Raw genomic sequence first — 25,824 nt, forward strand, 5'->3', positions numbered from 1 at the left:
TGGGATGCCGAGATGAAGGAAGAAGCGACCCAGATGATCCTGCAAGGGACTCAGCTGGAGATTGAATACGCGCGTGACACCATGCCACGCGGTGTGTTGGGCATGAATGCGGCGATGATGGAGGATTACCTCAAGTTCATCGCGAATCGTCGTCTGTCGCAGATTGGTCTGAAGGAAGAGTATCCAGGGACGACTAACCCGTTCCCGTGGATGAGCGAGATCATGGACCTGAAGAAAGAGAAGAACTTCTTCGAGACCCGTGTGATCGAGTACCAGACTGGCGGCGCGCTGAGCTGGGATTGATTTAAAGCGGCCCCTTCGGGGGCCGTGTTGTTTCACCTGTCGATGTTTTTTATGCCCAATCAAACCATCAAGACACCTTGCGTCGGCCTGTGCTCCACCGTCTACGGAGACCTGGTATGCCGGGGCTGCAAGCGCTATCACCATGAGGTGATTCAGTGGAACGGCTACAACGCCGAGGAGAAACAGGCGGTGTGGCTGCGCCTGGAACAACTGCTGGTGCAGGTGATGACCAGCAAGCTGCAGGTACTGGACCCGCAGCGCCTGCGCCAGCAACTGGAAGATCGCAAGATCCGCTTTGTGCCCCACCAGTCGCCGTATTGCTGGGCGTACCAGTTGATTGCCCGGGGCGCGCGGGTGATTTCGAAGCTGGATGCGTATGGGTTGGCGCTGTTGCCGGAGTTTCGCGAGCGCAATCTGGCAGATTTGCGGGATGCGATTGACCGGGAGTTTTTCCTGTTGTCCGAGGCGCATTACGAGCGGTATATCGCGCCGGGGTTTCTGCGGGAATCGTTTGGGGCGCCGTTGATAGCCAGTATTTAGACAACCACACAGAACCAGTGTGGGAGCGGGCTTGCTCGCGAAAGCGGTGTATCAGTTGCCGGATATATTGACTGACACACCGCATTCGCGAGCAAGCCCGCTCCCACATTTAGATCTTTGTCGCTCAGGAGGTCCAGGACGGCTCGCGATCGGTCTGCACCCCATAACGCTCTATCGCCTGCTGGCAAACCTGCCTGTCCAGACTCCCCTGCTCTACTAACGCCGTCAGCGCCGCCAGCACAATGTGATACCGGTCCACCTCGAAGAAATCCCGCAACGCCGCCCGGGTATCGCTGCGACCAAAGCCATCCGTCCCCAGCACGGTGTAAGCCGAATCCACGTATGACCCAATCATCTGCGGCACCGCCCTTACATAGTCAGATACCGCCACCACCGGCGCGCCCTTGGGCAAACACTCCGCCAGGTGGCTGCGCCGCGCCGGCTGTTGCGGATGCAGGCGGTTCCAGCGTTCCACGTCACGGGCGTCCCGGGCCAGTTCGCTGAAGCTGGTGACACTGAACACTTCAGCGTCAACCTGCCAATCCTCCGCCAACAATTGCGCCGCTGCCTGGGCTTCGCGCACCAGCGTGCCGGAGCCGAGCAACCGGACCATGCCGCCAGGCTGCCCGCTCAGCCGGTACATGCCTTTGATGATCGCCGCTTCGACGCCTTCCGGCAGGCTCGGCTGCGGGTAGTTTTCGTTCATCAGGGTCACGTAGTAGAACTCGTCCACATCGTGCTCCAGCATCTGGCGCATGCCATGGTCGAGGATCACCGCAAACTCGCCGGCAAACGCCGGGTCGTAGGCACGGCAATTGGGCACGGTGGCGGCCATCAGGTGGCTGCTGCCGTCCTGGTGCTGCAAGCCTTCGCCACCCAGGGTGGTGCGCCCGGCAGTGGCGCCCAGCAGAAAACCTCGGGCACGCTGGTCGGCGGCGGCCCAGATGAGGTCCCCCACGCGCTGGAAACCGAACATCGAGTAGTAGATGTAAAACGGCAGCATCCGCAGGCCATGCACCGAATAACTGGTGGCCGCCGCGACCCAGGAACTGATGGCGCTGGCTTCGCTGATGCCTTCTTCAAGGATCTGCCCGTCGGTGGCTTCGCGGTAGCTGAGGATCGAGCCGATGTCTTCGGGCTCGTAGCGCTGGCCGACGCTGGAATAGATGCCGATCTGCTTGAACAGGTTGGCCATGCCGAAGGTGCGCGCCTCATCGGCGACGATGGGCACGATGCGCGGGCCGAGGGCCTTGTCCTTGAGCAGATTGGTGAGCATGCGCACAAAGGCCATGGTGGTGGACATTTCCTTGCCCTCCGCCTGGGTGGCAAACGCGCCGTAGCCCGACACCGGCGGGACACTCACGGTGGGCGCCTGCTGGCCACGGCTCGGCACATACCCGCCGAGGGTGGCGCGGCGCTGGTGCAAGTAGCGCATTTCGAGACTGTCTTCAGCCGGTTTGTAGAAGCTCAGGGATTCGGCCTGTTCATCCGACAGCGGCAACTGGAAGCGATTGCGGAAGGCGATCAAGGCCTCGCGGTCGAGCTTCTTCTGCTGGTGGGTGGTCATCTTGCCCTGCCCGGCCTCGCCCATGCCAAAGCCCTTTTTGGTCTGGGCCAGGATCACCGTGGGTTTGCCGGCGACCCGGCGCGCCGCGTGATAGGCGGCGTGGATCTTGACCATGTCATGGCCGCCACGCTTGAGCCGGTCGATCTGCTCGTCGCTCAGGCCCTCGACCAGTTTGGACAGCGCCTCGCTTTGGCCGAAGAAATGTTCGCGGTTATAGGCGCCGTCCTTGGCGGCGAAGGTCTGGAACTGTCCGTCCACCGTCTGCGACAAGGTGCGTACCAGCGAGCCGTCGGCGTCCTTGGCCAGCAAGGCGTCCCAATCCGAGCCCCAGACCAGCTTGATCACGTTCCAGCCGGCACCGGCGAACAACGCCTCCAGCTCGTCGATAATTCGCCCGTTGCCACGCACCGGGCCGTCGAGCCGTTGCAGGTTGCAGTTGACCACCCAGGTCAGGTTGTCCAGGCCTTCACGGGCGGCCAGGGTCAGGGCCGACATGCTTTCCGGTTCGTCCATCTCGCCGTCGCCGAATACGCCCCAAACGTGACGGTCGGTAGTGTCCTGCAAGCCGCGGTGTTGCAGGTAGCGCATGAACCGCGCCTGGAAAATCGAGCTGATGGGGCCAATGCCCATGGACCCGGTGGGAAATTGCCAGAAGTCCGGCATCAACCACGGATGGGGATAGCTGGACAAACCTCGGGCGCCCGCCTTGCCTGCACCGATTTCCTGGCGATAGTGGGCCAGGTCGGCCTCGGTCAGGCGCCCTTCAAGGAAGGCGCGAGCATAGATGCCGGGGGCGGAATGCGGCTGGTAGAACACCAGGTCGCCGCCAAAACTGTCGTTGCGGGCACGGAAAAAGTGGTTGAAGCCCACCTCGAACAAATCCGCCGCGCTGGCGTAGCTGGCGATATGCCCGCCCAGTTCGCCATAGGCCTGGTTGGCGCGCACTACCATGGCCAGGGCGTTCCAGCGCACCACTGAGGCCAGGCGTTCTTCAGTGGCCAGGTCGCCGGGAAACGGCGGTTGCTGCTCCACGGCGATGCTATTGATGTAGGGCGTGCCATGCCGGGGTTTCCAGGCGATGTGCGGCGCGCCGCCGGCATCCGCCAGCATGTCGAGGATCTCCCGTGCGCGCGCCGCGCCGGCGTTGGCCACCAGGGAGGCCAGGGCATCGCGCCATTCGGCCAGTTCTTCCTGGTCCATCGCTGTCTGACTCACTGCACTCGCGAAACCGTTCATGGGCACCTCCGGGCTTTTTTTCCAGTTTATGTCGGTGCCAAGGGATTTTTTGACTGTTGTGCGCCGCCTCTCGGGGCCTTTTGAGCATAAATCACTGCCAATCAGCAGATTCAAAGCACGTTGTGCTTCAACTCCCGAACACCCCGCAATTGTGTTTAAAATGCCGCCCGCTCAATGACCGACGTTGCCCGATGAACCCAGACGCACTCGCCACCCTGCACACCCATTTGCTGAACGCCCTGCAAACCGTCCCCGCCGAGACCCGGCGCCTGTTTCACGGGCGTGGCCGCTGCTGGCCGGGCCTGGAGCAACTGACGGTGGACTGGCTGCAAGGCGTGGTGCTGGTCTCGCTGTTCAAGGAGCCAGAAGCCACGGAGCTTGAGGCCTTGAAGCAGATGCTGGTGCAGATCGACTGGCGGTCATTCGGCGCCCATACCGTGGCGCTGCAACACCGCTACCTGCCGCAAAGCACCACCGAATGGCTGCTGGGCGAGGTGGTCGACGAACTGACCATCACCGAAGGCGGCCTGCGCTACCTGATCGACCTGGGCAAAAAGCAGAACAGTGGGCTGTTCCTCGACATGCGTTACGGCCGCAACTGGGTACGCGAACAGGCTCATGGCCTGCGGGTGCTGAACCTGTTCGCCTACACCTGTGGTTTCTCCGTGGCGGCCATCGAAGGCGGCGCCGAGCATGTGGTGAACCTGGACATGGCCCGTGGCGCCCTGAGCCGGGGTCGCGACAATCACCGCCTGAACGGCCACGACCTGAGCAAGGTGACGTTCCTCGGCCACGACCTGTTCAAGTCGTGGGCCAAGGTCACCAACAGCGGCCCGTACGACCTGGTGATCATCGACCCGCCCTCGTTCCAGAAAGGCAGTTTCCTTTTGACCAAGGACTACCAGCGGGTGCTGCGTCGCCTGCCGGATTTGCTCACGGCCCAGGGTACGGTGCTGGCGTGCATGAACGACCCGGCGTTCGGCGAAGACTTCCTGATCGACGGCGTAACCCGCGAAGCGCCTGGCCTGCGCTTTGACCAGCGGCTGGAAAACCCGCCGGAATTCCCCGATATCGACCCGCAAAGCGGATTAAAGGCACTGGTGTTTCGCCAAGGCTGATGCCGAAACGTCCTGCGCTTGCTACGCTTAACCTACGCCGGGTGGTGAACCTTATCCCACCCTTCCCGGTCGATACCTGCACACTCTGGCCAGATTCGACGGTGCTACCCCGTCGGCTGCCCTGTTTCACCTTTTGGAGAACGCCCCTGTGATATCGACCCTGCATGTAGCCCGTCTCAAGGCCTGGGGCGCCCATGGTTTTACCGCCACCGGCGTGGTGCTGGCCTTCCTCGCCACCCTGGCACTGCTCGACAACCAGCCCAAGGCTTGCCTGCTGTGGCTGGGCCTGGCCTTGATCGTCGATGGGGTCGACGGCTCTCTCGCGCGACGGGTGAATGTGCAAACAGTGCTGCCAAGCTTCGATGGCTCGGTATTGGACCTGGTGATTGATTACCTGACGTACGTGTTTATTCCGGCGCTGTTTATCTATCGCTATATCGCCCTGCCGGACTTCACCCCGTTGTTTACGGTGTCGGTGATTCTGGTGTCGTCGCTGTTCTGCTTCTGCAACGTCAACATGAAGAGCAAGGACAACTACTTCGTCGGCTTCCCCGCCGCATGGAACGTGGTGGCGCTGTGCGTCTATATCATCCAGCCGGAAGCCTGGGTCACCTTGCTCACCGTGATCGGCCTGGCGTTGCTGACCGTGACGCCGATGAAGTTCCTGCACCCGTTCCGGGTCAAGCGCTTCATGCCGATCAATATTGCCGTGACCACCATCTGGTTGCTGTGCAGCCTGCTGCTGGTGATCGACTTCCCGTACACCAATCGCCTGACCCTGGGCCTGTGGTTGCTGATGTCGGCGTACTTCCTGGGGATCTGCATCTGGCGGACCGCACTGGAGTGGGTCGAAACACATAAATAGCCAAGCAGGCACGGTTGAAATGTGGGAGCGGGCTTGCTCGCGAAGGCGGTGGATCAGCCACTCTATCCAGTGACTGACACTGCGCATTCGCGAGCAAGCCCGCTCCCACATTGGGCATGCATCCCGTGACGCTCTGCGTCACCCTTGCGGCAGCAGGACGCGGAGCGTCCAAGGCGGCATTCCCACGCAGAGCGTGGGAACGATCATAGTCGCAGGCCCCCACGCTAATCGGTAAGATACCGGCCTTTCGCGCAGCCCTTGCTGCGCCCTGCCGACTAAGTCTTGCCCATGCCCTTCGAACTCAGCGTTGACCTCACCACCCTGGCGATCCTCGCCGTGGTTGCCTTTATCGCCGGTTTCATCGACGCCATCGCCGGCGGTGGCGGCCTGCTCACCACGCCCGCCCTGCTGACCGCCGGCATGCCGCCCCACCTGGTGCTGGGCACCAACAAGCTCAGTTCCACCTTCGGCTCGGCCACTGCCAGCTTTACCTTCTACCGGCGCAAGCTGTTTCATCCGCGCCAGTGGGTGCACGCCATCGTCGGCACCCTGGTCGGTGCACTCACCGGCGCGGTCGTGGCCCATTACCTGCCGGCAGAAACCCTGAACAAGATGCTCCCGGTGATTGTGTTCGGCTGCGGTTTGTATTTGCTGTTCGGCGGCACGCCCAAGGCGGCGCTGGACAACGACGCACCGGTCAAGAAGAAATGGCAGTCCACCCAGGGCTTTGGCCTGGGTTTCTACGACGGCGTCGCCGGCCCGGGCACCGGGGCCTTCTGGACCGTGAGTACCATGCTGTTGCACCCCATCGACCTGGTAAAGGCCAGCGGCGTGGCGCGCAGCATGAACTTCGTCAGCAACGCGGCGGCGCTGACGGTGTTCATTTTCAATGGCTCGGTAGACTGGATTGTCGGCCTGTGCATGGGCGTGTCGGTGATGTGCGGCGCTTTTTTTGGCGCACGCAGCGCCATCAGCGGCGGCGCCAAGTTCATTCGCCCGGTGTTCATCACAGTGGTGCTCGGCCTGACGGTGCGCCTAGCCTGGCAGCACTGGTTCAGCGCGGCCTAGGCGACGGGCCAGGTAGAGGTCGATCAGGTAGCGCGCAATCGAGCGCGACGCCGGCAACGGCGGCAGTTCATGGATGTTGAACCACTGCGCGTCTTCGATCTCGTCAGCCTGGGGCACAATGTCGCCGCCGGCGTACTCGGCGTGAAAGCCCAGCATCATCGAGTGCGGGAACGGCCAGCACTGGCTGCCCATGTACTGGATGTTCTTGACCTCCACCTGCACTTCTTCACGCACCTCGCGAATCAGGCAGTCCTCGGCCGACTCGCCCGGCTCGGCAAACCCCGCCAGGGTGCTGTAGACACCCGTGACAAAGCGCGGCGAACGGGCCAGCAGGATCTCGTCGCCACGGGTCACCAACACGATCATGCTCGGCGAGATCCGCGGGTAGCTGCGCAGGTCACAGGCCTGGCAGAACATCGCCCGCTCCCGTGGCACCTGCACCATCGCCTGGCCGCAACTGCCGCAAAAACGATGCTCCCGGGCCCAGGTGCCGATTTGCGCGGCGTAGCCCAGGACTTTGTACAGCGTGTGATCGCCCTGCAGCATGAATGCCCGCAGGCCCTGCCAGCCGCAGCCCGGAACGTCGGCGGGGCTGTTGAGTTCCAGCAGGTACACCGGCTCGCCGTCCAGGTGACCGATGCCATGCTCGGCGAACACCGAGAGGTCCTGGCGCTTGAGCCATTCCCGGGGAAACAGCGGGCCGTTCTGGTCGTGTAAAAAGCCTTCACGGCTGCGGGCCACGGCCCAGCCGCCCGGGGCGTCGTTGTCCAGCAGCGTTGTGGTAATCCAGCCTGGGGTCATGTTCAGTCAATCCACGAAGTCGGGTTTCTGCTTGCTCATATGGGCCGCGATGGCCACGCGCAGGTCGTTGGATTGCAACATAGCTGAGTTCCAGGTGGCAACGTATTCCAAACCGTCATTGATCGTGTGGTCACGCATGTAGCTGATCATCGCCTTGGTGCCGGTGACCGCGATCGGCGATTTGGCGGCGATTTCCCGGGCGATTTCCAGCACGCCGGCCAGCAGGCTCTGGTGATCGCTGTACACCCGATTCACCAGGCCGATGCTGCGCGCCTCTTCGGCGCCGAACTGGCGGCCGGTGTAGGCCAGCTCGCGCAGCATGCCATCGCCGACGATGCGCGGCAGGCGTTGCAGGGTGCCGACGTCGGCGGCCATGCCGATGTCGATTTCCTTGATGGAGAATTGCGCATCTTCGGCGGCGTAACGCATGTCACAGGCGCTGATCAGGTCGATGGCGCCGCCGATGCAGTAGCCATGGATCGCCGCGAGTACCGGCTTGCGGCAGTTGTCGACGGCGTTGAAGGAGGCTTGCAGTTCGAGGATCTTGCGCCGCAGCAGGCGCGCGTTGCGGCCCACGTCCTTGCCGAACTCGTTGGCGACCGAGGCCAGCAGCATCAGGTCGATGCCGGAGGAGAAATGCTTGCCGGCGCCGCTGATGACCACGGCTCGCACCGCGTCGGTGTCTTCGACCCATTGGAAGATGTCGATGATCTCGGTCCAGAACGCCGCGTTCATCGCGTTGATCTTTTCCGGGCGATTGAGCTGCACATGGGCGACGTTGCCGCTGAGTTCGACGACAAAGGCTTGGTATTCGGACATGGCAGTGATCCTTGACTGGCGGCTGGAATAGGGGCCGAACTATAACAAGGCACCGCGTGAGGTGGTAAGGCTGTGCAAACGCCAAATTCGGGACTGAAGAACGATGAAGATCAAATGTGGGAGCTGGCTTGCCTGCGATGGCGGTGTATCAGTTAGCAAAGATGCAAGCTGACCCACCGCCATCGCAGGCAAGCCTGCTCCCACAATGGTTTTGTGGTGTTCTTTAACTCGGCAGCCAGAGCCGGAAGCGTGCGCCACCCAATGGCGAAGCCTGGGCCGTCAATGTTCCGCCCTGCGCCTCCAGCGCCCGCCGGCTGATGGCCAATCCCAGGCCAAAACCGCCAGTGGCTCGATCCCGGCTGCGATCCAGCCGGTAGAACGGCTCGAAAATCCGCTCCCGCTGGTCAACCGGAATGCCAATGCCGTCATCATCCACGCAAATCTCGCACCCCCTGGGACACACCTTCACCCCCACCTGAATTCGCCGCTCGCAATACCGCATGGCGTTGCGCAGCAGGTTTTGCAGGGCCCGGGCGGTCAGGCGCGGGTCCAGGGTGAAGCGTTCCACGGCGCAGTCCAGCATCACGTCCATCACGATATCCGGGTTTTCCAGTTCGTCGTCGACGCTGCCCAGGATGCTGTCGATGAACTCATCCAGCACCACTTCCACCCGCTCGGGTGTTTGCGCCGGGTTTTGCAAACGGCTGTAGGAGAGCAGCTCCAGCACCAGCTCATCCAGCTCGCGAATGTGCGCCACCAACCCTTGCAGCCGCTCACGGCTGGCCGCCGGGAGGTCGTCGGACAGCGCCAGGGCCAGGCCGAAGTCCAGGCGCGTCAGCGGCGTACGCAGTTCATGGGAGACGGCATTGAGCAAGTCGCGTTGCTGGTTGAGCAGCTGTTCGATGTCGTTGGCCATGGTGTCGAACACCGCCGCCAGGCTGCCGATGTTGGAGCTGGGCGGGATTTTTGTGCGGGCCGCAAGGTTGCCCTGGCCGAGTTGCGCGGCGGTGCTTTTCAGGCGTTCCAGGTCGCGCCAGTGGGGCCGCAGCCAGAACAGCAGGCATGCCAGCAGCGCCGCGCCGATCAGCACGTTCATGCTCCAGTACAGCAGGTTCATGTCCAGCGGGTCCGGCGGTACCGAGACCTTGACCACCAACTGGTCGTCCAGGGCCGAGCTGACGTCGTCCGCCCAGCCCCACTCGCCCAGGCGAATCACCATCTGGTCTTTTTCCAGCAGGCGCTGTTCTTCAGGGGTGTAGCTGGCGTCCTGGATACGCAGCAGTTGCACCTTCAGCGGCGCAAAATCCGCCGACAGGCGCACGGTGATATTGGCCCACTGCTCCATCGGCACCCGTCGGTACTCCTTGACGATCAGGCTCTGCATGCCTCGGGACTGCTCGATGTTGTAGTTCATGTAACGGTGTTCAAACAGCTGGATCACCGCCCGGGGCACCAGGTAGATCGCGGCGGCGAAGGTGACGATGGTGATCAGGTACAGCCGAATCAGGACGCGAAACATGGCTCAGCATTCCCACTCGGAACGGCTGAACAGGTAGCCCTTGCCCCACACCGTCTTGATCTTGCGCGCCTCGCCCGCGTGGTCGTCGAACTTGCGCCGCAGCTTGGAAATCGCCACGTCCACCGAACGGTCGGTGCCGTTGAACTCGATGCCGCGCAGGCGTTGCAGGATCTGGTCGCGGCTGAGCACTTCGCCGGCGTGCCGGGCCAGCACCACCAGCAGGTTGTATTCACCGCTGGACAGCTCAACCGGCTGGCCGCGCCAGGTCACGGTACGTTCCGACAGGTCGATGCACAGGTTGCCCATCAGGATCTGGTCGTTGGCCACCTGGGGTTCGGTGAGGCTGCTGCGGCGCAGCAAGGTTCGCACCCGCGCCAGCAATACCCGCGGCTCGCAGGGTTTGGTGACGTAGTCGTCGGCGCCCATTTCCAGGCCCAACACCTGGTCGTGGCTGTCGTCGCGGGCGGTGAGCATCAGGATCGGCAGCGTGGCCGAGTCGGCCCGCAGCAACCGGCAGACCTGCAGGCCGTCGAGGCCCGGCAGCATCAGGTCGAGAATCACCAGGTCCGGTGGGTTGAGCCGCGCACGCTCACGCACGTGGTCGCCACGGCTGAGCACACTGACGTGATAGCCGTTGCGTTCCAGGTAACTGGCGATCAATTCGGAGAGCGCGGCGTCGTCTTCCACCAGAAGAATGTTGGGCATGGTATTTCCAAATAATACAATTTCTGAGTAGTACGCAAATCCAATGTGGGAGCGGGCTTGCTCGCGAAGGCGGTGTGTCAGCCGCCGTATGCGTTGACTGAAACACCGCTTTCGCGAGCAAGCCCGCTCCCACATTTGATCTTCGGTGTCAGGAAGATCGTGTAAGGTTCGGCGGTTATGAAGGATATACGCCCGCGTGCATCTGTGGGTCGCACCTTACATTTCTTCACACACCACCTACAGAGCTTCACAGCACTGTGGCGGGGGCGCCCGTAGGATGCGCCAGTCAATATTGGGATATGAGCATGTCGAAGAATCTGTTTGCGCCGTTTTGCCTGTTGGCCCTGACACTGGCGTTGAGCGCGTGTGGCAAGTCGGCGGACGACGCCGCCGAGGCGCCGCTGGCCAAGGTGCGGATCGAAACCCTGGAAGCCAAGCCCCTGTCCATCACCAGCGAGTTGAGCGGACGGATTGCCGCGCCACGCATCGCCGAAGTGCGCGCCCGGGTGGCCGGCGTGGTGTTGCAACGGGTGTTCAAGGAAGGCCATGACGTCAAACAGGGCGATGTGCTGTTCCGGATTGACCCGGCGCCGTTCAAGGCCGACCTCGACAGCGCCCAGGCCAGCCTGCGCAAGGCCGAGGCCAATGCATTCCAGGCGCGCCTGCAAGAGCAGCGCTACAGCCAACTGGTGGAAGGCAACGCCATCAGCGGCCAGGAATACGACAACGCCCGCGCCGCCGCCCGGCAAACCGCCGCCGATGTGGCCGCCAACCAGGCCGCCGTGCAGCGCGCCAAATTGAACCTGGGTTATGCCACCGTGACTGCGCCGATTTCCGGTCGGATTGGCCGTGCGCTGGTGACCGAAGGTGCGCTGGTGGGCCAGAACGAAGCCACACCGATGGCGCTGATCCAGCAACTGGACCCGATCCACGCCGACCTGACCCAATCCACCCGCGAGCTGAACGACCTGCGCCGGGCCTTTCGCGCCGGGCACTTGAAGCAAGTCGGCCAGGACCAGGCCAAGGCCACGCTGATCCAGGATGACGGCAGCCTGTATCCGCTGCCGGGCAAGTTGCTGTTCGCCGAGATCAGCGTCGACCCGGGCACCGGGCAGATCATCTTGCGCAGCGAGTTCCCCAACCCGGACCTCGACCTGCTGCCCGGCAGCTTTATCCGCGTACGCCTGGAGCAAGCCGTCGATCAGCAAGGGATCAGCGTGCCGCAGCGGGCGATCACCCGCGACAGCGCCGGGATCCCGATGGTGTTACTGCTGGACGCCGAGCAAACCGTGAGCCAGCAGCCGGTAGAACTGGGTTCGGTGGTTAATGACCGCTGGGTGGTGACCCGCGGCCTGAAGGCCGGTGACCGTATCGTCGTCGAAGGCCTGCAACACGCCCGCCCTGGCGAGAAAGTCCAGGTCGACGACAGCCCCGCGCCCATCGCCCAGGCATCCGGCCAATAAGGATCGTTAAACATGCCGCAGTTCTTTATTGACCGCCCGATCTTCGCCTGGGTGGTCGCCCTGTTTATCCTGCTGGCCGGCGCCCTCGCCATCCCGCAGTTGCCAGTCGCGCAGTACCCCAACGTCGCGCCGCCAAAAGTCGAGATCTATGCGGTGTACCCGGGTGCCTCCGCGCAAACCCTGGACGAAAGCGTGGTCAGCCTGATCGAGCAGGAGCTTAACGGCGCCGATCACCTGCTGTATTTCGAATCCCAGAGCAGCCTCGGTTCGGCCACCATCACCGCCACCTTTCAGCCGGGCACCGACCCGGAGATGGCCCAGGTTGACGTGCAAAACCGTCTCAAGGCCGTGGAGCCGCGCCTGCCCCAAGCCGTGACGCAGCAAGGCTTGCAGGTGGAGAAAGTCTCCGCCGGCTTCCTGCTGCTGGTCACCCTGACCTCCAGTGACGGCAAGCTCGATGACGTAGCACTCAGCGATTACCTGGCGCGCAACGTGATGAACGAACTCAAGCGCCTGGACGGTGTGGGCAAGGCCCAGCTGTACGGCGCCGAACGCGCAATGCGCATCTGGATCGACCCGCAGAAGCTGATCGGCTTCAACCTGACCCCGGCCGACGTCAACGCGGCGATTGCGGCGCAGAACGCCCAAGTGTCGGCCGGCAGCATCGGCGATTTGCCAGGCACCAAAACCCAGGAAATCACCGCGTCGATCCTGGTGAAAGGCCAACTGTCGACCCCGGCCGAATTTGCCGACATCGTGCTCAAGGCCAACCCGGACGGTTCCACCGTGCGCGTCGGTGACGTGGCGCGGGTGGAAATCGGCAGCCAGGAATACCAGTTCTCCACCCGCCTGAACGGCAAGCCGTCCACCGCCGTCAGCGTGCAGCTGTCACCGGGCGCCAACGCCTTGAGCACCGCAACCCTGGTGCGGGCGAAGATGGACGAACTGGCGCGCTACTTCCCGGCCAACGTCGAATACAAAATTCCGTACGACACCTCGCCGTTCGTGAAGGTCTCGATCACCAAGGTGGTGTACACCCTGGGCGAAGCGATGTTGCTGGTGTTTGCGGTGATGTTCCTGTTCCTGCAGAACATCCGCTACACGCTGATCCCGACGCTGGTGGTGCCGATCGCCTTGATGGGTACCTTTGCGACGATGCTGTTGCTGGGTTTCTCGATCAACGTGCTGACCATGTTCGGCATGGTATTGGCCATCGGCATTTTGGTGGACGATGCGATTGTGGTGGTGGAGAACGTCGAGCGGATCATGGTCACCGAGGGCCTGTCGCCCAAGGAGGCCACCCGCAAGGCCATGGGCCAGATTACCGGGGCGATTGTCGGTATCACCCTGGTGCTGGTGGCGGTGTTCCTGCCGATGGCGTTCATGCCGGGTTCGGTGGGCGTGATCTATCAGCAGTTCTCGTTGTCGATGGCCACCTCGATCCTGTTTTCGGCATTCCTCGCCCTGACCTTGACCCCAGCCCTGTGCGCGACCTTGCTCAAGCCGATTGCCAAGGGCGAGCACCATGAGAAAGGCGGGTTCTTCGGCTGGTTCAACCGGCGCTTCGAGCAGTTCACCGACCGCTATGAAGGCTGGGTGGCCTACGCCCTCAAGCGCAGCGGGCGTTACCTGTTGATCTATCTGGTGCTGGTGGTGGGGCTTGGGGTGCTGTTCGCCCGCCTGCCCTCGTCCTTCCTGCCGGTGGAAGACCAGGGCTACACCATCACCGATATCCAGCTGCCGCCGGGTGCCAGCAAAAACCGCACGGTGCAGGTCGCCGAGCAGATCGAGGCACACAACGCCGGCGAGCCGGGCGTGGGCGATACCACGATGATCATGGGTTTCAGCTTCTCCGGTTCGGGGCAGAACGCCGCGCTGGCGTTTACCACGCTCAAGGACTGGTCGGAGCGCAGCAGCAAGGATTCCGCCGCGGCCATTGCGGACCGTGCCAACGCGGCTTTCAGTGAGCTGAAGGACGCGATTGCCTATGCAATCCTGCCGCCGCCGGTGGATGGCCTGGGCACCTCCAGTGGTTTCGAGTTCCGCCTGCAGGACCGGGGTGGCGTCGGCCATGCCGCCTTGATGGAGGCCCGTACCGAACTGCTGGCCGCCGCCGAGAAAAGCCCGATCCTGGCCAACGTGCGTGAAAGCGCCCTGGCCGAGGCACCTCAGGTACAGCTGGAAGTTGACCGCAAGCAAGCCAATGCCCTGGGCATTTCCTTTGCCGATATCGGCAATGTGCTGTCCTCGGCCATCGGTTCGGCCTATATCAACGACTTCCCCAACCAGGGCCGCATGCAGCGGGTGGTGGTGCAGGCCGAAGGTGATCAGCGCAGCCAGGTGGCCGACCTGATGAAGATCCATGTGCGCAACAACGCCGGGAAGATGGTGCCGCTGTCGGCCTTCGTCGAGGCGCGCTGGATTCAGGGCCCCGCCCAGTTGACCCGCTACAACGGCTACCCGGCCATCGCGATTTCCGGTGAATCGGCACCGGGCCACAGTACCGGCGAGGCGATGGAGGAAATCCAGCGCCTGGTCAGCCAACTGCCCGCCGGCCTGGGCCAGGAATGGACCGGCCTGTCGTTGCAGGAGCGCTTGTCCGGCTCCCAGGCCCCGCTGCTGCTCGGTTTGTCGCTGCTGATCGTGTTCCTGTGCCTGGCGGCGCTGTATGAGAGCTGGTCGATTCCGACCTCGGTGCTGCTGGTGGTGCCCCTCGGCGTGCTCGGCGCGGTATTGGCCGTAAGCTTGCGCGGGATGCCCAACGATGTGTTCTTCAAGGTCGGCCTGATTACCATCATTGGGCTGTCGGCGAAGAACGCGATCCTGATCATCGAGTTTGCCAAGGACCTGTATGACCAGGGTGAAGACCTGATTGACGCCACGTTGAAAGCCGCACGCTTGCGCCTGCGGCCAATCATCATGACGTCCCTGGCGTTCATCCTCGGTGTGGTGCCGTTGGCGATTGCCACGGGCGCCAGCTCGGCCAGCCAGCAGGCCATCGGTACCGGGGTGATCGGCGGGATGATTACCGCGACGCTGGCGGTGGTGTTTGTGCCGGTGTTCTTCGTCGTGGTCATGAAGCTGGTGCGCAAGCGCCACACGTAATAAATGCGCTATGGTGCTTACACATCCCTGATTTGTGAGCGCCATGCCCTTCCTCGCACGCACCCACCCTCGCCTGTCCTGCGCCGCCGTCCTGGGCCTGGCGGTGGGGCTCCTGGCTCCCGCCGACACAATCATCAGCAAAATCCTCATCGGCTGGAACGCCGGGGTCTGGACCTACCTGGTGCTGATGCTGTGGCTCACCAGCCATTCCCGCGCCGACGACGTAAAGCGCATCGCCGAGATCGAGGACGAAAACGCCGGCCTGGTGTTGTTCATGGTGTGCATCGCGGCGATTGCCAGCCTGGCGACCATCACCCTGAACCTGGTGGGCACCAAGGACCTGAGCGATAGCCAGCGCCTGTTGCACTACGGTTTTACCGGCCTGACAGTGGTTGGCTCATGGTTGCTGATCGGGGTGATTTTCAGCGTGCACTATGCGCGCCTGTATTACACCTGGGACGGCCCCGAGCCGGCACTGCGCTTTGCCGAGGATTTACGCACGCCCAATTACTGGGACTTCCTGTACTTCTCGTTCACCATCGGCGTGGCGGTGCAAACAGCGGATGTCGGGGTTGCCACGCGTACCATGCGCAAGGTGGTGCTGGGGCAATCGTTGATCGGGTTCCTGTTCAACACGGCGATTCTGGGGTTCTCGATCAACATCGCCGCCGGATTGTTTGGATGAAGCTGCACAAACCTTCTAGACGCTAAGCTCCTGCAGGAGCGAGCTTGTTCGCTCTTGCAGTGTTCCACCCCATAGGTATTTTATGGCCGCCCACAACTGGATCGACCTGGCTCAGGACGCCGACACCGGCATCGAGACCCTGCGCGCGCATTTCGAGGGCCACGCCTACGACCCGCACTGGCACGACAGCTACCTGGTGGGCGTCACGGAGCAAGGTGTGCAGCAGTTCAACTGCCGGCGCACCCGCCATAACAGCGTGCCCGGCCAGGTGTTCCTGGTGGAGCCCGGCGAGCTGCACGACGGCGACGCGCCCACGGCGGACGGTTTTACCTACCACATGCTTTACCTCGACCCGCAGTGGTTGGCGCGGGAAGTCAGCGCAGTGTTCGAAGAAGCGCCGCTCGACAGCCAGCTGGGGTTTGCCAGCACCCTGGCCAGCGACCCGCGCCTGGCCCTGGCCACCAGCCGGGCCTTCCAGACCTTGCACGGAGGTGAGCTGCGCATCGTGCGGCAACAGGCGATGGACCAACTGCTCGAACGCCTCACTGCGCAACTGCACTGGCGCACCCGCTACCATGAAGACCCTCGCCTGCCACGGGTGGCGCACAAGGCCCGGGAATACCTGCATGCGCACCTGCAGCAAGATGTGGGCATGGATGAACTGGCGCTGGCCTGCGGCGTCGATCGCTTTCGCCTTACCCGCGCCTTCAAGAGCGCCTTCGGCCTGCCACCCCATGCCTACCTGGTGCAACTGCGCCTGGCCCGCGCCCGGCATTGGCTGGCCAACGGCAAGCAACCCGCCGACGTAGCGATTGCCCTGGGCTTTGCCGACCAGAGTCACCTGGGGCGCTGGTTCGTGAGGGCGTATGGCCTGACGCCGGCGGCGTATCGCAAGCGGTGTTCAAGCGTTTTGCAGCGCTAGCTGCGCCACCACCACTCGTCGGCACTGTCAATTCTCACAGGTTCGCCACGCCCCCCGATAGGTGTTTGATCTCCTTGTCAGCAGTCGGCCACTCAGGGCCGCGCCTCATTCAAGGAAGCCTGTCCATGCCCAATTTTCCCATAGCCCCGGATAATGCGCCGCTGGGCGACAACAACCCGCCCGGCAACGCCCTCGTGCTGCATAACCCATCGTCAGGCCTGGCGTCGCGCCGCGTCGAAGACCTCGACCCACCCAAGTCAGCCTATCCGTCGGTCCCGCTGGATGCCACGCTGTATCCTGAAAGAGGGGTCTACGGCCTGGGCATCCGCCACGTGCGCCCCTTTGCCCAGTGGACCTTCGAACGCTGGTTCAACTTCAATTACGACTTCTACGCCCTCTACCTCAACGACCTGGTCAATGCAGTCGCCGCCGATATTGCGCTTGAAGACCGGGACCGTTACGACTTGTTCGTCCCCGAAGAATTCATCCCCGAAGGCGACGTCCAGATATACGGCCGCGTAGTGCGGGCCGGCAGCGGCCAGGAGAGTACGTCGCCGCTGCAAACCATCCTGATCAAGACCACCCGCCCCGGTGGCCGCGATAACGACCCCGGCAGCAAATGGCACCCGGGCCTGGTGATGACGGTGGAAGGCCTGCCTGAGGGCTCCACCGTTAATATAGATAATGCCAACAGCGGGGTCTGGTGCCTGATCCAGCGCTATGAAAACCTGCGCCAGAATGACCAGATCGAGCTGTCGTGGGATGGGGTTTTAGTCACGCATATCGTCAGCCCGGCCGAAGTCGCGGGTTCAGGGCCGATTCGCGTCTTTGTCTCCAGGGACATCATTTTGCAGGGTGGGCATTTCGGCAAGCTGACCCTGCGGTTTCGGGTCTCGGACGTGGTGCAAAACTTCTCCGGGGATAAGTACCAGTATTCCAAACCCTACTTCCTGGACAGCGAGCTGGATCCGAACCTGCTTTCTGCACCGATCTTCCTGGTGGATGGCGAAGAGGCGACCCAGATCGACTTCGATACCCAGAGCGAGGCAACCTTCGAAGTGCTGGTGACGGTGCCTCGGCAAACCCCGGCGCCGCTGCCGCGGCACCAATTGGCGGTGACCTTGTTCGGTACCCTGGGCGACGGTTCGACCCAGGTGTTCCCCTTGGCCCCGGTGGTGGACAGAAACCTCAGCGTTGAATTTGTCACCGTCGACCGCGAGATTATCGAACAACTGGTGGGCGGGTCCTTCCGGGTCTCGTTCCAGTGGCTGAAAAACGACGGCCGCGTGGAGCAATCCGGCAGTACCTCCGTCAGCGTGGTGGGCACGCCGGTGGCGATGCCGGCAGTGACGGTCGCACCGATCGAGGTGGGGCTGATCGAGCCCGATCAGGACATCACCGTGCAGATCCCCTTCTACGAACCCCACAACCCGGACTGGCTGGAAACCCTGGTGATCGAACATATCCGTCCTGGCGGCGGCGGCGAAGACTACGTGGAAGAACAACTGGCGGGCGCCCAGGGCGGCACGCGCTACGTCAGCAAAGAGCACCTGAAACAGTTTGAAGGCGTGGGCGACATCGCATTTTATTACCTGGTCAACGATGGCGCCGGCCACGTCCTGGACGGCAACGCATTGACCACTCGCAAGTCCCGCGAGCTGTTCGCCCACGTGGGTGAGCGCATCGGCAACATGCCGACTGCACACCTGGAAGGCGCCCTGGGCAACAACATCGACCCCAGCCATGTGACCACGCCCACCTTGCTGCTGACCCTGCCCCTGACCTTGCCCGCCCCGCACGGGCAGACCGAAGAAGGTGACCTGATCCACTGGAACGCCATCGGCTCCGGCCTTGACGGCTCGGCCAGCGGCGTTGTGCGCATCAACGGCGGCACGGCAGGCAAGCCCCTGGTTTTCCCGGTGAGCCGGGCGATCCTCGACAACAACAATAATGGCAGCCTGCGCATTACCTATAGCCTCGAACGCAGCGGCCCGCCACGCCTGGTATTGCGCTCCGAGGTGCTCAACCTGACCGTGGGCCGCGGCGTGCAACTGGACCGTCCGGTTATCGACGGCGCCACCCTGTTCCCCGACGCACTCAACCCCCTGGCCGCATTGAGCGGCGCCAAGGTCATCGTGAGATACCGGCCGATGCAGGCCACCGACCAGATCAAGGTCGACTGGTTGAGCCGCGACGGGCTGGGCAGTGCCACCGAGTACACCCTGGGCAACCCGTCCACCAACGAAGTATTCGTGACCATCCCGGCGCGCACCATCGCCAGGGGTATTCGCCCCGGTGGCAACCAGATCAGCGTGCAATACCACTTCAACCGTGGCGCCTTTCCGTACCCTTCGGACACTGTCGACCTGCACCTGCTTCCCCTCACCGGGCTGCCCACACCGACGATCGACGGCATTGGCGACAGCACCCTGCTCGACCTGTCGAAACTCAATGACCAGGCCCGCGCCCGTGTATCCGTCTGGCCGTTTATCGATGCCGGGCAGTTTATGTGGATGAGTTGGGAGGGCACGTTTGCCGACGGCAGCCCGTACCGCGAGGACACCTACACCGCCAACCTGGTCACCGAAAACGGTGCCGCCAACGGTATCTCGCCACCCGCGCCAGTGGACAAACTGCAGCGCTTGATGGATGGCTCGCACCTGACCATCCGCTTCTGGGTCAGCCTGGCAGAAAGCCCCGACAAGAACACCGCCGTGCTGTTTGGCGTGCGTGAACACCGTGTGCAAACCCTGCCCGCCGTGCTGCCGCACCCACGGTTCAACGACCAGCCCGGGGCAACGCTGACCATTCAGCCGCTGGACCACGTAGACAACGCCAGTGTCACGGTGGCGTATGGCGGCATGAATCCAAGCCATTCCATCCAGTTGCAATGGATTTTCCCGGATGGCGGTGTTGCGGATATTGGCGCCAAGGACGGCCTGGACGGCGGTCGTGTGGATTTCGTCATTACCAATGAAGTGCTGGCAGACAGCGTCGGCAAAACCATTGAGTTGCGCTATGTCGCCACCATCAATGGCAGCCCGGTGCCTTCAGAGGTTCAAGTGCTGAGGGTTGAAAGCATCGCACCAAATAACTTGCCGCGACCGTTGATCAATAGCATCGCCAATGGCGGTTCGTTGAATATGGATGCCATTGCCGGCAACCCGCTGGCCTCTGTGGCTAAATGGGATTTGAGTAAACAAGGGCAAAAAGTCTGGTTGACATGCACTGCTGACAGGGTAGAACCGTTGTACATCCTCGACGGCTATAGCATCACCTCGGCGGAAGCCAGGAACGGCTTGGCGAGCAAAGCCGTCGAGCGCAGCTGGTTCCTCTACCTGGCAAACGGCGGGATATTTACCCTGACGTGCAAGGTGACGTTTGATGGCAGTGACGATGAGTCAAGCGCGGTGGTGTTTCAGCAGACGACGTATAGCGTTGTAAGACGGGTGGGAATTATTGGCGCTATTGACGTGGCACACCTTCCTTACTCGGTAATTGCAAGCCCGGACAGTAGACGAGTATATACAACCTCGCAATCCGGGATATCAGTTATCGATACCGCCAGCAATAGCGTAATTCGCACAATCCTAGAAGTAACTTCAAACAACTGCGCAATTTCGCCAGACGGCTCAATTCTATACATAATCGGAGTTGGACGTGAAGTCAGAGCAATAAACACCACAAACTTCAATATTATCAGGAGATTTTCTATCCCCTCCCCAGCATTTGAGCTGGTACTCAACTCGAGTGGTACGCAACTTTATACCAAAAGTACAACCACCATTGACATCTACGATGCCAATAGTGGGCGCCACTTGGCTTCGATACCTGTGCCCGCAAACGGCGCAGGGAGCACAGCCTACGCAATGGCCTTTAGCGCCGACGGGAGCAGTTTTTATACCCACGGGGTGATCAGGAACGGTGTAAACGCACTATTTGTAATTGACACCAACACTTACAAGATAACTACAACAATCGAGCTACCAGGATTTGCTTACTCACTCGCGGCCGACCCTCATAATACATTGCTCATGTATTGCACGACGTCACGTGAAATACTCATCTTCAATACCGACAGCCACACACTTCACAAAACCATTTTGATCCCTAACGGCAGTCGGAGCAGTGGCATATCCGTCAATCAACAAATTGCACGCGCGTATGTGGTAACCAGTAGTAATCCAGGAACACTTCTAACTTTTGATACGCGCACGGAGGAGATAATAGGTAGTATTGATATGCCGCGCCGCGCCTACGATGTTTGCGTATTACCCGACGGTTCAAGACTTTATACAGCCGACTTTATCGACGACAAAGTGACAGTCATCGCTTTATAAGTCACAGCCAACACCGGGACAAATCCATCTTAGTCATGGATTTGTCCCGTCTTTTTATCCCCCACTCCCCCTGCCTCATATACCGATGCGCTTGCCCTGCTCAAACCTTCCAGACACGCCACCACGCCCCTGCAACCATCGACTCCATCGCCCCACTTACGGAGTCGCCCCACCATGTTCCCTACCCTGTTGCCCTTCCTTTTATTCGCTTTTGTAGCCTCCATCACCCCTGGCCCCACCAATATCCTGGTGCTGAGTAACAGCGCACGGTATGGCTTCACAGCCGCACTGCCTATCGTGCTGGGCGCATGCGCGGGGGCGGCGGGGATTGTGCTGCTGGTAGGCTCCGGCGTTGGCCAGTCGCTGGCGCACTGGCCCCGGGTGCAGGCAGCGATGCAATGGCTGGGGGTCGCCTGGCTCAGCTATCTTTCCTGGCAGATCTTCAGCGCCCCCGCCGAGTCAATCGACCCGGCTGCCGTGCAAAAACCCCTGGGCCTGGCCGGCGCCGCCAGCCTGCAACTGGTCAACCCCAAGACCTGGATGATGGCCCTGGCGGTGGTGAGCGTGTTTGCCGGCAATGGCGATGAACGCCAGAGCCATGTGCTGTACCTGTCGCTGGCGTTCTTTGTGATCGCCTTGCCGTGCCTCGGCGCGTGGGCATTGCTGGGGGTTGGAAGCAACCGGGTGTTTCGCTCGCCCAAGGCCATGCAACGGTTCAACCGCTGCATGGCGGTGTTGTTGCTGGTCTCAAGCTGGCTGAGCGTCTGGGTGTAGACACAACCGTTCGTCGGCACTGTCAGTTTTCACAGCTATCCGCTATCGGGGCTGCGGGTGTTTGATTTCCCTTGCCTATATGCACAGCCAGCGCTGTGCGTGACTTCCAGCAAGGAGTGGTCAGCATGCCCAACCAACCGATCGACCCCGATGACAATGCCTCGGTCATTGAAGACCCAGGTGTACCTGTTTCCGACAGCCCCCTGGCCCTCCTTGAGCCCGCGCCCCTGCCGGTGATCACGGCTGAAGACCTGGCCCCACCCTATTCGGCGTTCCCGCCGGTCTCGCTTGACCGGTATCCCGATGAACCTTACGCCTATGGCCTGGGCATTCGGCATGTTCAGCCCTATGCGTATTTCGTCCTGGAAAAATGGCACACCTGGGCCATCTTCGACGCCTTTGAGTTGTACCTCAATAACGATCTTCAGGTATCTGGTGTCGTCGAGATGGACCAGGATCGTTATGGCATGTACGTCATCGCCGAACGCATGCCTGAAGGTGAAGTGCAAGTGCGCGCGCGGGTACTGCGCGCAGGCAGCGGCCAGGAAAGCACCTCGCCGCCGCAAAGCATATTGATCAAGACCACCCGTCCCGGCGGGATAGAGAACAATGGTGACGACAAATGGCACAGTAAACTCAGCCTGAGTGTCGACGGCTTGCCCGAAAGCAGCACGATCAACATGGACACGATCAGTCGCGGGTTATACGCCGTGATTGCGCCCTATCCGAACGTGCGCAAGAACGACACCATTGAGTTCTATTGGGACGGAATTGAGATCAGGCACCTGGTCACGGCCGCCGAGGCTGGCGGTATCCAGCCGATCAGGGTATTTATCAGCAAGGAAAATATTCTCAAGGGCGGCCTCAACGGCGCACTCACCCTGCGCTTCAGGGTGTTCGATGTGGTTCAGAATTACTCAGGGGAAAAATACCAGTACTCCAAGCCGTATGGACTGGTCGCCGAACTGGACCCCAGCTTGATGAGCGCGCCGTTTTTCCTGGTGGATGACGCGGAAAGCCGGCAAATCGATTACGACACGCAAAGTAATTCACTGTTCGAAATCCTGTTGCAGACCCCACGGGTGACACCGGCCCCGCTGCCCCCAAACCAGGTCACGATTACCCTGACGGCCACACTGGCGGACGGCACGATCGAAGAACTGGTGCTTGATCCTGTCGAAGTCAGGAACGGTCGGGAAGAGATCTTCCCGGTGGACCGCGATTTGATCGAGCGCGTCATCGGCGGCTCGTTCAGGGCTTCATTCGTCTGGCACACCGCCACCGGTGGCCACCTCGGGCAGTCTGGCAGTGTCACCGTGACGGTGGTGGGTACACCGACCTCGATGCCGGCAGTGACCGTGACCCCGAGCGAGTTGGGCCTGATCAATCCGGACGATGATGCGTTTATCAGCATCCCGTCCTACCAGCCACACGCCTACGACTCGCTGGAAACCCTGGTCATCGAGCAGATTGTTCCAGGGGGCGGTGGAATGCGCTATTCCGACCCGCAACTGGCCGGGGACCAGGGTGGCACGCGCCGGGTTCCAAGCGAAATACTGCAACAGTTCAAGGGGCTGGGTGACGTCGCAGTGTATTACCTTGTCGACGACGGCGCGGATGCCCAGTTGCATGCCTACGGTGCGCTGATTGAACGCAAATCCCGGGTGCTGACAGTACGCATCGACGAACGCCTCGAAACCATGCCTGCCCCCACCCTGCAGGGTGCGATTGACGACAACGTTGACCCGGTTGACGTAGTGGGCGACAGCGTGCTGCTGACGCTACCCTATACGGCAACCAGGAGCCGCGACCATATCCAATGGAACATTGTGGGCACGGGCACAGGCGGTTCCGCCAGCGGTTCGGTGACGATCAACGGTGCGACACAGGGCCAGCCACTGGTACTGCCGGTGAGCCGTGCGGTGCTGGATAACAACTTCGATGGCCAACTGCGCATCACCTACAGCCTGGAACGCGAAACCCCGCTGCCGAAACTCACCTTGCGCTCGTTTACAACCCTCCTGACCGTGGGCCGTGGCGTGGAACTGGATGCGCCTGAAGTCGTGGAAGCCGAGCAGTACCCTGACCGGCTTGACCCGCTGGCAGCTCAATCGGGTGCAACGGTGCTGGTGAAATACCGGCGCATGCGCGAGAGCGAATCGTTTTCAGTGAAATGGGTGACGGCCGATCTGCTGGGCAGCACCGTCGAAACGGGTTGGGGCAACCCCGACACCAATGAAGTGGGTGTGCCGATAGAGGCCCGTACCATTGCCAAGGGCATTCGCAACGAGCGTAACCGCATCAGTGTGCAATACAGTTTTACCCGCAGCGGGTTTCTCCATGAGTCGGATACTCTGAACCTGGACCTGCTGCCGTTGAGTGGCTTACCCACACCAACCATCGACGGGGTCGGCAACAGCGTGATCCTGCCGACGAACGAGCTTGTTGCTCAAGCCCGCATCCGTGTGGCGGCCTGGCCTTTGGCCTTTGAAGAGCAGTTCATGTGGCTGCAATACACGGGTACCAACACCGACGGCAGTACGTTCAACCTGGACACTTTTATCGCCGCCCCTGTTGGAGAAAGCGCCACCCTGGGTGTCTCGCAACCCATACCGTTGGCGGAGCTGCAAGGTCTCAGGAACGAGTCGCACCTGACCATTCGCTTCTGGGTCAGCCTGGCCGAAAGCACTGATAAAAACACCGCAGTATTGTTTGGTGTACGCGAGCATATTATCCAGTCGATCCCCGCCACATTGCCGCGCCCGGCCTTTGCCAACCTGCAAGGCGCCACCTTGACCATCGACCCACAGGACTGGCAGAACAACGCCTATGTGGCGGTGGCCTATAACGAAATGACCGCGGCCCACCGCATCGCCCTCGAGTGGATTTACCCGAACGGCACCATGGCGACCATCCCGGCGCAGAACGGTAACACCAATAAGCGCGTCGACTTTCAGATCAGCCGGGACATCCTCGCCAACAGCGCGGGCAAATTGATCGAGCTCCGTTATATGGCGACGATAGGGACGACTATTGTCCCGTCAGAAACACAGAAGCTGACCGTCAACCGTGTTCCGTCCTCGGCGCTGCCTCGGCCGCTGATCAATGGCGTCCCTACAGGCGGTGAGTTGAACCTCAATAACTTCAGCACCAATGCCACCTTGAGTGTTGCCCCTTGGCCTTTGGCCGCAACGGGCCAGAAGGTCTGGGTGCAACTGACCAGGGCGGGCAGCGCGCCGTTGAATGTGCTGACAAACTACAGCCTGCTGGCGGGAGAAGTATCGACCGGCTTGGTGAACAAGGCGGTACTGCGCACATGGCTGGACGGGCTGCCTAACAACAGCACCATCACCGTAACGTGCAAGGTAACGTTTGATGGCAGCAGCGTTGAATCCACGGCCATTACGTTCCCCACTGCGACCTATACGGTAATCACTTCGCTGAGGATTGATCAGAGTCAAATGAACTTGAACGGTACAAGGGTGCTCACCAACTGGCCCGCAACCGGGAGGGATTGGGCGGGCAATACGCAGACACGAGTAGCCAGCGGAGGGGTTGGTTCTTATTCCTACGCGTCCAGCGCACCTACTATTGCTTCAGTACACTTAACCACGGGAAAAGTAACAGGCAATCGTAATGGTACGGCGACGATCACCGCGAGAGACAGAAATAATATTTCGCGGTCCTATACGGTCGTTGTCTCTAACATCTTCCAACTACAAGTCAATGAAACACACCAGTCTCCTACTGCTGCTATTAACTGGATGAACTCAATAGGAGGACGCCCACTTGTAATAGGCAACAGCGGAAATGGATCGATAATTTCCGCGTTAAGCTCTATATACAACCCTCCTCCAAGACTCAGAGAGTATGGACTTTGTTCATTCAATGGTGATTGGTACAACTTCATAACGATAGGAACCGGACCGCTATACTGGGTGGCTGTGCGCGGGCATTACAACATGTCAGCGTGGTGCATGACTCCCTATTAAAA

General features: G+C 61.4%; 17 protein-coding genes. 12 read left to right on the forward strand and 5 right to left on the reverse strand.

Annotated elements, in window-relative coordinates:
• Both ACIOMR_RS26180 and ACIOMR_RS26185 read left to right on the forward strand, forming a co-directional pair.
• A partial coding sequence (locus ACIOMR_RS26180) for a ribonucleotide-diphosphate reductase subunit beta (RefSeq protein ID WP_314532256.1) occupies positions 1 to 303 on the forward strand: 303 nt, incomplete at its 5' end.
• 51 nt (positions 304 to 354) lie between these two features.
• On the forward strand, positions 355 to 843 hold the full coding sequence (locus tag ACIOMR_RS26185; protein WP_003208512.1) for a DUF1289 domain-containing protein: 489 nt from the start codon (positions 355 to 357) through the stop codon (positions 841 to 843).
• A gap of 124 nt (positions 844 to 967) precedes the next feature.
• Here ACIOMR_RS26185 and mdeB read toward each other — a convergent pair whose 3' ends face one another.
• Positions 968 to 3,646, reverse strand: coding sequence for an alpha-ketoglutarate dehydrogenase (gene mdeB, locus ACIOMR_RS26190; protein WP_401197181.1), 2,679 nt, complete (start codon positions 3,644 to 3,646; stop codon positions 968 to 970).
• A 191-nt stretch (positions 3,647 to 3,837) separates the two neighbouring features.
• On the opposite strand from mdeB, the gene ACIOMR_RS26195 reads away from it, so the two are divergent.
• The 3 genes from ACIOMR_RS26195 (at position 3,838) to ACIOMR_RS26205 (ending at position 6,697) form a co-directional block, all read left to right on the forward strand.
• Positions 3,838 to 4,764, forward strand: a complete 927-nt coding sequence (locus tag ACIOMR_RS26195; protein ID WP_177023324.1) for a class I SAM-dependent methyltransferase — start codon at positions 3,838 to 3,840, stop codon at positions 4,762 to 4,764.
• A 148-nt stretch (positions 4,765 to 4,912) separates the two neighbouring features.
• Positions 4,913 to 5,629: a phosphatidylcholine synthase gene (gene pcsA, locus ACIOMR_RS26200; RefSeq protein WP_003208507.1), complete on the forward strand. Its 717-nt coding sequence runs from the start codon at positions 4,913 to 4,915 to the stop codon at positions 5,627 to 5,629.
• 288 nt (positions 5,630 to 5,917) lie between these two features.
• Positions 5,918 to 6,697 (forward strand): TSUP family transporter, encoded by a 780-nt coding sequence (locus ACIOMR_RS26205; RefSeq protein ID WP_401197184.1) that lies wholly within the window; start codon positions 5,918 to 5,920, stop codon positions 6,695 to 6,697.
• Here the strand turns inward: ACIOMR_RS26205 and nudC are convergent.
• From nudC to ACIOMR_RS26225, 4 genes are all read right to left on the reverse strand, one after another.
• The gene (gene nudC, locus ACIOMR_RS26210) at positions 6,665 to 7,498 is read right to left on the reverse strand and encodes an NAD(+) diphosphatase (RefSeq protein ID WP_134326772.1); all 834 of its coding nucleotides are present in this window, start codon (positions 7,496 to 7,498) and stop codon (positions 6,665 to 6,667) included. The two genes, ACIOMR_RS26205 and nudC, sit on opposite strands and share 33 nt — an antisense overlap.
• Before the next feature lie 6 nt (positions 7,499 to 7,504).
• Positions 7,505 to 8,317 (reverse strand): crotonase/enoyl-CoA hydratase family protein, encoded by an 813-nt coding sequence (locus tag ACIOMR_RS26215; protein ID WP_102369234.1) that lies wholly within the window; start codon positions 8,315 to 8,317, stop codon positions 7,505 to 7,507.
• A 223-nt stretch (positions 8,318 to 8,540) separates the two neighbouring features.
• Positions 8,541 to 9,836, reverse strand: a complete 1,296-nt coding sequence (locus tag ACIOMR_RS26220; RefSeq protein ID WP_401197188.1) for an ATP-binding protein — start codon at positions 9,834 to 9,836, stop codon at positions 8,541 to 8,543.
• 3 nt (positions 9,837 to 9,839) lie between these two features.
• On the reverse strand, positions 9,840 to 10,541 hold the full coding sequence (locus tag ACIOMR_RS26225) for a response regulator transcription factor (RefSeq protein ID WP_008430287.1): 702 nt from the start codon (positions 10,539 to 10,541) through the stop codon (positions 9,840 to 9,842).
• Positions 10,542 to 10,846: 305 nt separating this feature from the next.
• Here ACIOMR_RS26225 and ACIOMR_RS26230 point away from each other — a divergent pair, with 305 nt between their 5' ends.
• The 7 genes from ACIOMR_RS26230 to ACIOMR_RS26260 all read left to right on the forward strand — a co-directional run bounded on the left by ACIOMR_RS26230 (position 10,847) and on the right by ACIOMR_RS26260 (position 25,822).
• Positions 10,847 to 12,004, forward strand: coding sequence for an efflux RND transporter periplasmic adaptor subunit (locus ACIOMR_RS26230; RefSeq protein WP_023658897.1), 1,158 nt, complete (start codon positions 10,847 to 10,849; stop codon positions 12,002 to 12,004).
• Positions 12,005 to 12,016: 12 nt separating this feature from the next.
• Positions 12,017 to 15,109, forward strand: coding sequence for an efflux RND transporter permease subunit (locus ACIOMR_RS26235; protein ID WP_003214052.1), 3,093 nt, complete (start codon positions 12,017 to 12,019; stop codon positions 15,107 to 15,109).
• A 43-nt stretch (positions 15,110 to 15,152) separates the two neighbouring features.
• Positions 15,153 to 15,794 (forward strand): DUF1345 domain-containing protein, encoded by a 642-nt coding sequence (locus ACIOMR_RS26240; RefSeq protein WP_401197192.1) that lies wholly within the window; start codon positions 15,153 to 15,155, stop codon positions 15,792 to 15,794.
• Positions 15,795 to 15,876: 82 nt separating this feature from the next.
• Positions 15,877 to 16,716, forward strand: a complete 840-nt coding sequence (locus ACIOMR_RS26245; RefSeq protein WP_008431232.1) for an AraC family transcriptional regulator — start codon at positions 15,877 to 15,879, stop codon at positions 16,714 to 16,716.
• 125 nt (positions 16,717 to 16,841) lie between these two features.
• On the forward strand, positions 16,842 to 21,056 hold the full coding sequence (locus ACIOMR_RS26250) for a WD40 repeat domain-containing protein (RefSeq protein WP_401197196.1): 4,215 nt from the start codon (positions 16,842 to 16,844) through the stop codon (positions 21,054 to 21,056).
• Positions 21,057 to 21,230: 174 nt separating this feature from the next.
• On the forward strand, positions 21,231 to 21,830 hold the full coding sequence (locus ACIOMR_RS26255; protein ID WP_401197199.1) for a LysE family translocator: 600 nt from the start codon (positions 21,231 to 21,233) through the stop codon (positions 21,828 to 21,830).
• Between the two features lie 125 nt (positions 21,831 to 21,955).
• Positions 21,956 to 25,822, forward strand: coding sequence for an Ig-like domain-containing protein (locus tag ACIOMR_RS26260; protein WP_401197202.1), 3,867 nt, complete (start codon positions 21,956 to 21,958; stop codon positions 25,820 to 25,822).
• Positions 25,823 to 25,824: the final 2 nt, after the last annotated feature.

Origin of the sequence: Pseudomonas sp. NPDC087814 (assembly GCF_044742865.1) — a bacterium.
Taxonomy (GTDB): domain Bacteria; phylum Pseudomonadota; class Gammaproteobacteria; order Pseudomonadales; family Pseudomonadaceae; genus Aquipseudomonas.